Raw genomic sequence first — 12,297 nt, 5'->3', positions numbered from 1 at the left:
TCCTACTATCAGGTCCCGCAATCTTCCGATCCGGGCATTCAGGCTTCGTTTCTTCGAGCTCGATGGCGAGTGATCTCGCCGGTCGGGCCCAACTTCTTATCAGGCGTACTTGGCCTTGACCTCTTCCGCCACATTGCGCGGAACTTCCGCATAATGCGCGAACTGCATCGTGTACTGCGCGCGACCTGTCGACATCGAGCGAAGCGTGTTGATGTAGCCGAACATGTTAGCGAGCGGCACGTAGGCACGAATGACGACCGCGTTACCGCGCATTTCCTGGTTACGGATCTGGCCGCGCCGGGAGTTGATGTCGCCGATGACGCCACCGACGAAATCCTGAGGCGAGACGACTTCGACATCCATGATCGGCTCGAGCAGCTTTACGCCAGCCTTCTCGCAGCCTTCCTTCATGGCGGAACGCGTCGCGATTTCGAAGGCGATTGCCGACGAGTCGACTTCGTGGAACGCGCCGTCATAAAGGGTGACCTTCATGTCGACCATCGGGAAGCCGATGAGCATGCCGCTGTCCCAAACCGAATTGACGCCCTTTTCGACGCCCGGAATGTATTCCTTCGGGATAGAACCGCCGACGATCGTCGTCGCGAACTCGTTGCCCTTGCCGGTTTCGTTCGGCTCGAGCTTCAGCTTGACGCGCGCGAACTGACCCGTGCCGCCCGTCTGCTTCTTATGCGTGTAGTCGATATCGGTCGGACGCGCGAGCGTCTCACGATAGGCAACCTGCGGAGCGCCCGTGTTGGCTTCGACGCCATAGGTGCGCTTCAGGATGTCGACCTTGATGTCGAGATGAAGCTCGCCCATGCCCTTGAGGATCGTCTCGCCCGATTCCGGATCGACCGAAACGCGGAAGGACGGATCTTCGAGAGCGAGCGTGTGAAGCGCGATCGCCATCTTTTCCTGATCGGCCTTCGTTTTCGGCTCGACCTTCATTTCGATAACCGGGTTCGGGAAGTCCATCTTCTCGAGAATGACCGGCTTCTGCGGATCGCAGAGCGTTTCGCCCGTGCGAGTATCCTTCAGGCCCTGAAGAGCGACGATGTCGCCAGCGAAAGCTTCCTTGATTTCTTCGCGGTCAGCGGCGTGCATGAGGTACATGCGGCCGGCGCGCTCTTTCTTGTCGCGTGTCGTGTTCGCGAGCGCCATGCCCTGCTCGAGCTTGCCCGAGTAGATGCGGCAGAACGTGATCGAACCAACGTGCTCGAAGCTCATGATCTTGAAGGCGATCATCGACAGCGGCTCGCTGTCCGACGGCTTGCGCAGAATTTCCAAGTCCGTCTTCGGATCGATGCCGGTGTAGGCTTCGCGATCGAGCGGCGACGGCAGGAAGTCGACGACGGCGTCGAGCAACGGCTGCACGCCCTTGTTCTTGAAGGCCGAGCCGCACATCATCGGATAGAAGGCGCGCGTCACCGTGGCCTTGCGGATCAACTTCCGCAAAGTGTCTTCGTCGGGCTCTTTGCCATCAAGGAAGGCTTCGAGAGCGGTATCGTCCATCTCGACGGCGGCTTCGATGAGCGCTGCGCGGAATTCGGCAGCCTTGTCGGCGAGGTCGGCCGGGATCGGCCCCTCGGTCATCACAGCTTCTTTGCCATCGCCATCCCAGGTGATCGCGACCATACGAATAAGGTCGACGACGCCGCGGAACTCGGATTCAGCACCGATCGGGATCTGCAGCGGCACTGCGCGTGCGCCGAGCTTGTCCTTGATGTCGGCGAGGCACATGTAGAAGTCAGCGCCCGTCTTATCCATCTTGTTGGAGAAGATAATGCGCGGAACGTTGTACTTGTCGCCCTGACGCCAGACGGTTTCCGTCTGCGGCTCGACGCCCTGGTTGGAGTCGAGAACGCACACGGCGCCATCGAGCACGCGCAGCGAACGCTCGACTTCGATCGTGAAGTCGACGTGGCCTGGAGTGTCGATGATGTTCAGGCGGCGCTTGCGACCGTCGCGACCGGGCCAGAAGCAGGTCGTTGCAGCGGACGTGATCGTGATGCCACGCTCAGCTTCCTGATCCATAAAGTCCATCGTCGCGGCGCCGTCATGGACTTCGCCGATCTTGTAGGACTTGCCGGTGAAATAGAGGACGCGCTCCGTAGTCGTGGTTTTCCCGGCATCAATGTGGGCCATGATGCCGAAATTGCGGTAGTCCTCGATTGCGTACTGTCGGGCCATCTGTGCCTCGAAATCCTTGTAACTTTGTCCTGCGTCCAGCCTACCAGCGGTAGTGCGAGAAGGCGCGGTTGGCTTCCGCCATCTTATGTGTGTCTTCGCGCTTCTTGACTGCCGTGCCGCGGTTGTTTGCGGCGTCGAGCAACTCGCCCGAAAGCTTGTCGATCAGCGTCGATTCATTCCGCGAACGAGCCGCGGCGATAAGCCAGCGAATAGCAAGCGCCTGACGGCGCTCGTTACGAACTTCGACCGGCACCTGGTACGTCGCACCACCAACGCGGCGCGAACGAACTTCAACCGACGGCATCACATTATCGAGCGCCTGACGGAAGAGGTCGATCGGATTCGCTTTGCCGCGCTGCTCCATCTTGTCGAACGCACCATAGACCATGCGCTCAGCAACCGACTTCTTCCCGTGCTCCATCACCGCGTTCATGAACTTGGTGACGACAATGTCGTTAAACTTCGGATCGGGGATCACTTCGCGCTTTTGCGCCGCGTGACGACGAGACATCCTGACTGACCCTTCGCTTCGAATTCTTCTTAAATCTTACAGGCCAGTTAAACCGGCCCAAACGAGACCGATTACTTCGGCCGCTTTGCACCGTATTTCGAACGACGCTGACGGCGGGCGGCAACGCCCTGCGTATCAAGCACGCCACGAATGATGTGATAGCGAACGCCCGGCAAGTCCTTGACGCGGCCGCCACGGATCAGGACCACGGAGTGTTCCTGAAGGTTGTGACCTTCGCCTGGAATGTAGCCGATAACCTCGTAGCCGTTGGTCAGCCGGATCTTGGCGACCTTACGCAAAGCGGAGTTCGGCTTCTTCGGCGTCGTCGTATAGACGCGCGTGCAGACGCCCCGCTTCTGCGGGCAAGCTTCCATATGGCGCGATTTCTCGCGGTAGACTGGCTTTACCCGGGGCTTCCGGATCAACTGTTGTATCGTCGGCATTCGCCCAATCCTGACTTCGCGACACATCTCCGAAGCGGAAATGCGCCAAGCAAACCTGCCAGGTGCGCGAAGTCCGCCCCTAGCAAGGAAAAAACCAGAGGATCGTGCTGCCCGGAGGGGAGCAGATCATGGCCCGTCGATGTGCTCTGCTTTATTGACGGGAGCGTTTAGGGCCAAAATTGGCGCTAAAAGCGCCGAGGGACCTACCACCAACCCGTGAGAGTGGGCGGAGCTATATACACACGCGCCATATTGGTCAACAGGCGCTCGAAGAGGTTGCGAAATTATTTTCGCCGAATGCGCTGCCACGGGGCAAAGTCGACCTGCGACCCGTTGTCGGGTTTCATGCTTAGCGCCTTTTCATGGCCGAGAAATAGCGTTCGGCGGCATTTCCCCAAGAATCAAATTCCCCAGGTGTCAAGCTGAGAATCAAACTTCGGAAGGCGCGCTCCGAGCTTAAAGACCAAAGCGGCCGCCCCCAGGTGGAGACGGCCGCTTTTCATTTCAACGCTGGATACCGAGAGGCAAGCGAAGTCTTACTCCGCAGCCTCCTCAGCAGGCCGCCGGCGGCGGCGAGCGGCAGGGCCGGCTCCCGCGTCGGGTGACGGCAGGTTGGTCGTCTTGGCCTTCTCCTTGGCGATCAGATCGTCACGCTGCGTCGCAATCTTACGGAGCTGGCGCAGCATGCCGCCGGTGCCCGCCGGGATGAGACGGCCGACGATGACGTTCTCTTTGAGGCCCTCGAGCGTATCCGACTTGCCGTTGACGGCCGCGTCGGTGAGCACGCGCGTGGTTTCCTGGAAGGACGCAGCCGAGATGAACGACCGGGTCTGCAGCGACGCCTTGGTGATGCCGAGCAGAACCGGTGTCGCCGATGCTGCGCGCTTGCCCGCCTTCTGAGCCAGCGCGTTGACCTCGTCGTACTCGATACGGTCGAGCTGCTCGCCCTTGATGAGCTCGGTCTCGCCCGCATCGGTGACTTCGACTTTCTGCAGCATCTGGCGAACGATCACTTCGATATGCTTGTCGTTGATCGTCACGCCCTGCAGACGGTAGACGTCCTGGATCTCGTTGATCAGGTAGTTCGCGAGTTCCTCGACGCCCTTGATGGCCAAGATGTCGTGCGGCGCTGGATTGCCGTCGTACACGAAGTCGCCACGCTCGACGCGATCGCCGTGCTGAACCGCAAGGCTCTTGCCGCGAGGGATCAAGTATTCGACCGCTTCCTGCGTCTCGTCATCAGGCTTGATCGTGATGCGCTGCTTGTTCTTGTAGTCCTTGCCGAACTCGACGGTGCCGGAGATTTCCGCGAGGATCGCGTGATCCTTCGGACGCCGGGCCTCGAACAGTTCCGCAACGCGCGGCAGACCGCCGGTGATGTCGCCCGACTTCGCGGACGCCGTCGGAATACGAGCAAGAACGTCGCCCGCCTTCACTTCCGTGCCGCGATCGACGGACAGAACGGCCTCGACCGAGAGCAGGTAGCGGGCATCGCCGCCACGCGCGACCTTGATCGGCTTGCCTTTCGAGTCCTTGATCACGATAGCGGGCTTCAACTCGTTGCCACGCGGTGACGTACGCCAGTCGACGATGACGCGGTTCGACGTGCCCTTCATCTCGTCCGTCTGCTCGCGGACCGATGAGCCTTCGATCAAGTCTTCGAAATCGACCGTACCGTTGGCTTCCGACAGGATCGGACGGGTGTAGGGATCCCACTGCGCGATCTTGGTGCCGCGCTTCACGGTATCGCCTTCGTCGACGAACATGCGCGAACCATAGCTGATCTTATGGGTCGCGAGTTCCTTGCCCGACGGGTCGACGATGATGACGGACATGATCCGGGTCATGGCGACGTTCTGGCCCTTGGAGTCCTTCGCAATGGCGCGATTCTTGAGCTTTACCGTGCCGTTGAAGTTACTCTCGATGAACGAACTGTCGACAAGGTTGGCCGTGCCGCCGATGTGGAACGTACGCATCGTCAGCTGCGTGCCGGGCTCACCGATCGACTGCGCAGCGATGACGCCGACAGCTTCACCGATGTTGACCGGCGTACCGCGAGCAAGGTCGCGGCCGTAGCACTTGGCGCATACGCCGTTGATCGTTTCGCACGTCAGCACCGAGCGGATGCGAATTTCCTGAATCTCGGACTTGCCGATCGCTTCGGACAGCTTCTCATCGATCAATTCGCCGTTCGGGACGATGACTTCGCCCGTGAGCGGATGCTTGATGTCTTCCTGAGCCGTACGGCCGAGTACGCGTGCCGCAAGCGACACGATAACCTGACCGGCGTCGACCACCGCCTGCACGTTGATGCCGGCGTCCGTTCCGCAATCGACCTCGGAAATGATGGCGTCCTGCGCGACGTCGACGAGACGGCGCGTCAAGTAGCCTGAGTTTGCCGTCTTCAAGGCGGTGTCGGCCAGACCCTTACGGGCGCCGTGCGTCGAGTTGAAGTACTCGAGAACGGAGAGGCCTTCCTTGAAGTTCGAGATGATCGGCGTCTCGATGATTTCGCCCGAAGGCTTCGTCATCAGGCCGCGCATACCGGCGAGCTGCTTCATCTGCGCCGGCGAACCGCGCGCACCCGAGTGGCTCATCATGTAGACCGAGTTGATCGGCTTGTCGCGACCCGTGACCGGGTCCTTATGAACAGCCGAGATCCGGTCCATCATCTCCTTGGCGATCAAATCCGTGCAGCGCGACCAGGCGTCCACGACCTTGTTGTACTTCTCGAGCTGCGTGATCAGACCGTCCTGATACTGCTGCTCGAAATCGCGCACTTCGACGTTGGTTGTCTCGACGATCTTTTCCTTCGTCTCCGGGATCAACATGTCGTCCTTACCGAACGAGATGCCCGCCTTGAACGCGTGATGGAAGCCGAGCGCCATGATGCGGTCGCAGAAGATCACCGTCTCCTTCTGACCGCAGTTACGGTACACGGCGTCGATCATGCCGGAGATGTTCTTCTTCGTCAGAAGCTGGTTGATCAGCGAGAACGTGACGTTGCCCGACTTCGGCAGATGCTCTGAGAGCAGCATGCGGCCCGGCGTCGTCTCGTGGACTTCAACGAGCTTCTCGCCGGCTGGCGTGTTGGATGTGAAGCGGCCTTTGACCTTGGCGTGCAGGGTCACCGACTTCGATTCAAGGGCGTGAAGCACCTCGTTGATCGAGCCGAGCAACATGCCTTCGCCGGGTTCGCCGTCGCGCATCATCGACAGGTAATAGAGACCCAACACGATGTCCTGCGACGGCACGATGATCGGCTGGCCGTTCGCCGGGTGCAGAATGTTGTTCGTCGACATCATCAGGACGCGCGCTTCGAGCTGCGCTTCGAGCGACAGCGGAACGTGCACGGCCATCTGGTCGCCGTCGAAGTCGGCGTTGAAGGCAGCACAGACCAGCGGGTGAAGCTGGATCGCCTTACCCTCGATCAGTTGTGGTTCGAACGCCTGGATGCCGAGGCGATGCAGCGTCGGCGCGCGGTTCAGCATCACCGGATGCTCGCGAATGACCTCGTCGAGAACGTCCCAAACTTCGGGCTTCTCTTTTTCGACGAGCTTCTTCGCCTGCTTGACGGTTGCTGCCTGGCCAAGCGTCTGCAGACGCGCGTAGATGAACGGCTTGAACAGTTCGAGCGCCATCTTCTTCGGCAAGCCGCACTGGTGGAGCTTGAGCTCCGGACCGACGACGATGACCGAACGGCCCGAATAGTCGACGCGCTTGCCGAGCAGGTTCTGACGGAAGCGGCCCTGCTTGCCCTTCAGCATGTCGGCGAGCGACTTCAGCGGACGCTTGTTGGCGCCCGTGATGACGCGGCCACGACGGCCGTTGTCGAACAGCGCGTCGACAGCTTCCTGCAGCATCCGCTTTTCGTTGCGGATGATGATGTCGGGCGCGCGCAGCTCCATCAGCCGCTTCAGGCGGTTGTTACGGTTGATGACGCGGCGATAAAGATCGTTCAGATCGGACGTCGCGAAACGGCCGCCATCGAGGGGAACGAGCGGACGCAGTTCCGGCGGGATGACCGGAACCTGCGTCAGGATCATCCACTCCGGACGGTTGCCGCTTTCCATGAAGGCTTCAATGACCTTCAGGCGCTTGCCGAGCTTCTTCGGCTTCAGCTCCGTCGTCGCTTCGGCGATTTCCTGGCGAAGATGGATCGCGATCTTCTGCAGGTCCATTGCGGACAAGAGTTCGCGGATCGCCTCCGCGCCGATACCGGCGGTGAAGGTGTCTGCGCCGTACTCATCGATCGCCTGGTTGTACGCCTCTTCCGAGAGGAGCTGTCTTTCGGCGAACGGCGTCGTGCCCGGCTCGATGACGATGTAGTTCTCGAAATAGAGAACGCGCTCGAGATCCTTGAGCGCCATGTCCATCAACAGGCCGATGCGCGAGGGCAGCGACTTCAGGAACCAGATGTGGGCAACGGGGGCTGCGAGCTCGATGTGGCCCATGCGCTCGCGCCGGACCTTTGCGAGCGTCACCTCGACGCCGCACTTTTCGCAGATCAGGCCCTTGTACTTCATGCGCTTGTACTTGCCGCACAARCATTCGTAATCCTTGATCGGTCCGAAAATGCGCGCGCAGAACAAACCGTCCCGCTCCGGCTTGAACGTGCGGTAGTTGATCGTTTCGGGCTTCTTGATCTCACCATATGACCAGGACAGGATGTCCTCGGGGGAAGCGATCGAGATCCGGATCTGGTCGAACACCGGAGCCGGAGCCTGCGACTTAAAGATGTTGGTGATTTCGTTCATCGGCTGTCTCCTCGGGGGCTCGGCGGGGGTAGCCGCGCCCGTGGAATCTAGTGGTCGAGTCGTGAAGACCTCCGCTCTCATCCGAGCGGAGGCCGTCTTGGATGTTCCTTATTCGGCCGCCGGCGGCAGCTGTGCCTGAGGTGGTTCCTCAGGCGCGACTTCGCGCTCGACCAGCTGAGGCGCTTCCGCCTCGCTATTGACGAGTTCGACGTTGAGGCCGAGTGCGCGCATCTCCTTGACGAGCACGTTGAAGCTTTCCGGAACGCCGGCCTCGAACGCGTCGTCACCCCTGACGATCGCCTCGTAAACCTTGGTTCGGCCCGCAACGTCGTCCGACTTGACGGTGAGCATTTCCTGAAGCGTGTAGGCGGCGCCGTAAGCTTCGAGTGCCCAGACCTCCATTTCGCCGAAACGCTGTCCGCCGAACTGCGCCTTACCACCCAGCGGCTGCTGGGTGACGAGCGAGTACGGACCAATCGAGCGAGCATGGATCTTGTCGTCGACAAGATGGTGCAGCTTCAGGACGTACTTGTAGCCAACCGTGACTTTGCGATCGAAGGGTTCGCCCGTGCGCCCGTCGAACAGCGTCGACTGGCCCGAGGTATCGAAGCCTGCGAGCTGCAACATCTCGACGATGTCCTTTTCGCGTGCGCCGTCGAACACGGGCGTCGCGATCGGAACGCCGGTCTTGAGGTTCTCCGAGATGCTGAGGAGTTCGTCGTCCTTCATGGACGGCTTGATCACTTCAGCGCCGTAAACCTTCGTCATCTGATCGCGGAGCGCCTTCGCCTGTCCACTCTCGTGGAACTGATGAATTGCGTCGTCGATCAGGCGGCCAAGGCCGCGGCACGCCCAACCAAGATGCGTTTCGAGAATCTGTCCGACGTTCATGCGCGACGGCACGCCGAGCGGGTTCAGAACGACGTCGACAGGCGTGCCGTCCTCCAGGAACGGCATGTCTTCCGACGGGACGATCATCGAGACGACGCCCTTGTTGCCGTGACGGCCGGCCATCTTATCGCCCGGCTGGATCTTGCGCTTCACGGCGACGAAGACCTTGACCATCTTCATCACGCCCGGCGGCAGCTCGTCGCCACGCTGAAGCTTGTCGACCTTGTCGGCAAAACGCAGACCCAAGCCCTTCTTGGCATCTTCGTACTGCTTCTGGATCGCTTCGACTTCGGCCTGCGCCTTCTCGTTCGCGAGTCCGATCTCCCACCACTGGCTGCGGGGGATATCGTCGAGGATCGCGGTGTCGATCACGGTGCCCTTGCGAGCGTTCTTCGGACCCTTGGCGACTTCCTTGCCCATCAGCGCATCTTTGAGGCGCGCGTAGACGTTACGGTCGAGGATCTGCAATTCGTCGTCGCGGTCCTTCGCGAGACGCTCGATCTCCTCGCGCTCGATCGCCATCGCACGTTCGTCTTTTTCGACGCCGTGACGGTTGAAGACGCGAACTTCGACGATCGTTCCGGAGACGCCCGGCGGCAGACGGAGCGAGGTATCGCGCACGTCGGACGCCTTCTCACCGAAGATGGCGCGGAGGAGTTTCTCTTCCGGCGTCATCGGGCTTTCGCCCTTCGGCGTAATCTTGCCGACGAGGATGTCGCCCGGGTGGACTTCGGCGCCGATGTAGACGATACCGGCTTCGTCGAGGTTCTTCAGCGCTTCTTCCGAGACGTTCGGAATATCGCGCGTGATTTCCTCGGGCCCGAGCTTCGTGTCTCGCGCCATGACCTCGAATTCCTCGATGTGGATCGAGGTGAACACGTCTTCAGAGACGACGCGCTCGTTCATCAAAATCGAGTCTTCGAAGTTGTAGCCCATCCACGGCATGAACGCGACGAGCACGTTCTTGCCGAGCGCGAGCTCGCCGAGTTCGGTCGACGGACCGTCCGCGATGATGTCGCCGGCCTTCACGATGTCGCCGACGTTGATCAGCGGCCGCTGGTTGATACAGGTGTTCTGGTTCGAACGCTGGAACTTGCGAAGACGATAGATGTCGACGCCCGGCTTCGAGGGATCCTGCTCTTCCGTTGCGCGAACGACGATACGGGTTGCATCGACCTGATCGACGATGCCGGTCCGGCGCGCGGCGATCGCGGCACCAGAGTCCTGCGCGACACGCTCTTCCATGCCGGTTCCGACCAGCGGCGCTTCCGCCTTGATCAGAGGAACGGCCTGACGCTGCATGTTCGAGCCCATCAGAGCGCGGTTGGCGTCATCGTTCTCGAGGAACGGAATGAGCGCGGCCGCGACCGACACGAGCTGCTTCGGCGAAACGTCGATGTAGTCGACCTTATCCGTCGGAACGAGCATCACGTCGCCGTTGTGGCGGACCGTGACGAGATCTTCCGTCAGCTTGCCCTTGGGGTCCATGACGGCATTGGCCTGCGCCACGTGATGGCGCATCTCTTCCATGGCCGAGAGGTAGGCGACCTCGTCGGTGACGCGCGCGTTGACGACCTTGCGATACGGGCTCTCGATGAAGCCGTACTTGTTGACGCGTGCGAAGGTCGCGAGCGAGTTGATCAGACCGATGTTCGGGCCTTCCGGCGTCTCAATCGGGCAGATACGGCCATAGTGCGTCGGATGCACGTCGCGGACTTCGAAGCCCGCACGCTCGCGCGTCAAGCCGCCCGGTCCAAGTGCCGAAAGACGGCGCTTGTGGGTGATCTCGGAGAGCGGGTTCGTCTGGTCCATGAACTGCGAGAGCTGCGAAGAACCGAAGAACTCGCGCACTGCAGCGGCTGCCGGCTTGGCGTTGATCAAGTCCTGCGGCATGACGGTGTCGATATCGACCGACGACATGCGCTCCTTGATGGCGCGCTCCATGCGGAGCAAACCAACGCGGTACTGGTTCTCCATCAGCTCGCCGACGGACCGAACGCGGCGGTTGCCGAGATGGTCGATGTCGTCGATCTCGCCCTTGCCGTCGCGCAAATCGACAAGCGTCTTCACGACCGCGAGGATGTCTTCCTTGCGGAGCACGCGCATCGTGTCGGGCGCGTCGAGTTCAAGACGCATGTTCATCTTCACGCGGCCGACGGCCGAGAGATCGAACCGCTCCGGATCGAAGAACAGGCCTTGGAACAGTGCGGTTGCCGCTTCGATGGTCGGCGGCTCGCCCGGGCGCATCACCCGGTAGACGTCCATCAGCGCTTCCTGCTGATTGGCGTTCTTATCGATATTTAGCGTGTTGCGGATGAACGCGCCGGTATTGATGTAGTCGATGTCAAGGATGTTGAATTCCTTGACCTTCTGTTCCTTGAACTCGGCCAGAAGTTCGGCGTCGAGCTCTTGGCCGGCTTCGGCGAAGATCTTGCCGGACTCGAGATCGACGATGTCTTCGGCGATGAAGCGGCCGGAGAGATCTTCCGCAGAGATCAGGATTTCCTTGACGCCGCTCTCGCCGATTTCACGCGAGCGACGCGCGGTAATCTTCTCGCCCGCACGTGCAATGACCTCGCCCGTCTTGGCGTCCGCAATATCCGACTGCGGAGTCACGCCGCGGAACTTCTCGGCGACATACGGCATTTTCCAGCCGCGCTTCGATTCCTTGATCGGGATGTGCTTATAGAAGTGCCCGAGGATTTCCTCGTCATCGAGGCCGAGCGCATACAGCATCGTCGTCACCGGCAACTTGCGCCGGCGGTCGATACGCACATAGACGTTGTCCTTCGCGTCGAACTCGAAATCGAGCCACGAACCGCGATAGGGAATGATGCGAGCCGCAAACAACAGCTTGCCGGACGAGTGGGTCTTGCCGCGATCGTGGTCGAAGAAGACGCCCGGAGAGCGGTGCATCTGCGAGACGATAACGCGTTCGGTGCCGTTGATGATGAAGGTGCCGTTCAACGTCATCAGGGGCATGTCGCCCATGTAGACGTCCTGCTCCTTGACGTCCTTGATCGACTTCGAGCCCGTCTCTTCGTTCACGTCGAACACGATCAGGCGCAGCTTGACCTTGAGCGGCGCTGCGTATGTCATATCGCGCTGCATGCACTCGTCGGTGTCGAATTTCGGCGGTTCGAACTCGTAGCTCACGAACTCCAGCGTCGACTTGCCGGCGAAGTCGGAGATCGGAAACACGCCACGAAAAACAGACTGCAGGCCGAAGTCGTCCAGCCTGCCGCCCGGAGGTTCCTTGACCATCAAGAAGTCGTCATAGGATGCTTTCTGAACCTCGATGAGGTTCGGCATTCTCGCGATCTCTCCGAGGTGTCCAAATTGCTTCCGGAGGCGTTTACGGCTGGTGAGGGTTTGAGCCATGTCGGTCCCTTCGTGCTCTCGTTTGCGGGGCAGACCCGCGATTCAAATTCGACGCGCTCAGGGTCCCTGGAAAACCGGGACCTCTTGAAACGGTTCACCGGAAGGTCCTTTTGAGGCTCTAGCG

At 60.6% G+C, this 12,297-nt stretch carries 5 protein-coding genes; all 5 read right to left on the bottom strand.

The features are described 5' to 3' along the window. Positions 1 to 99 precede the first annotated feature (99 nt). Positions 100 to 2,190, bottom strand: coding sequence for an elongation factor G (gene fusA, locus AC1DK3_RS06875; protein WP_477191509.1), 2,091 nt, complete (start codon positions 2,188 to 2,190; stop codon positions 100 to 102). Positions 2,191 to 2,230: 40 nt separating this feature from the next. Continuing rightward, positions 2,231 to 2,701 (bottom strand): 30S ribosomal protein S7, encoded by a 471-nt coding sequence (rpsG, locus tag AC1DK3_RS06870; RefSeq protein WP_092866899.1) that lies wholly within the window; start codon positions 2,699 to 2,701, stop codon positions 2,231 to 2,233. Positions 2,702 to 2,772: 71 nt separating this feature from the next. Continuing rightward, positions 2,773 to 3,144, bottom strand: coding sequence for a 30S ribosomal protein S12 (rpsL, locus tag AC1DK3_RS06865; RefSeq protein WP_415069814.1), 372 nt, complete (start codon positions 3,142 to 3,144; stop codon positions 2,773 to 2,775). A 536-nt stretch (positions 3,145 to 3,680) separates the two neighbouring features. Further along, positions 3,681 to 7,901 carry a DNA-directed RNA polymerase subunit beta' gene (gene rpoC, locus AC1DK3_RS06860; protein ID WP_477191508.1) on the bottom strand — a complete coding sequence of 1,407 codons (4,221 nt, stop codon included), beginning with the start codon at positions 7,899 to 7,901 and terminating at the stop codon, positions 3,681 to 3,683. A gap of 108 nt (positions 7,902 to 8,009) precedes the next feature. After that, on the bottom strand, positions 8,010 to 12,173 hold the full coding sequence (gene rpoB / locus AC1DK3_RS06855) for a DNA-directed RNA polymerase subunit beta (RefSeq protein WP_477191507.1): 4,164 nt from the start codon (positions 12,171 to 12,173) through the stop codon (positions 8,010 to 8,012). Positions 12,174 to 12,297: the final 124 nt, after the last annotated feature.

It is taken from the genome of Hyphomicrobium sp. 01T421, assembly GCF_056398805.1.
The sequence above is the reverse complement of the archived record's forward strand: the minus strand, read 5'-3'. Positions and strand labels throughout refer to the sequence as shown.

What these genes read in the sequence shown, in the direction of transcription:
- fusA (WP_477191509.1), bottom strand. Translation starts at nt 2,190, where the DNA reads ATGGCCCGACAGTACGCAATCGAGGACTACCGCAATTTCGGCATCATG.
- rpsG (WP_092866899.1), bottom strand. Translation starts at nt 2,701, where the DNA reads ATGTCTCGTCGTCACGCGGCGCAAAAGCGCGAAGTGATCCCCGATCCG.
- rpsL (WP_415069814.1), bottom strand. Translation starts at nt 3,144, where the DNA reads ATGCCGACGATACAACAGTTGATCCGGAAGCCCCGGGTAAAGCCAGTC.
- rpoB (WP_477191507.1), bottom strand. Translation starts at nt 12,173, where the DNA reads ATGGCTCAAACCCTCACCAGCCGTAAACGCCTCCGGAAGCAATTTGGA.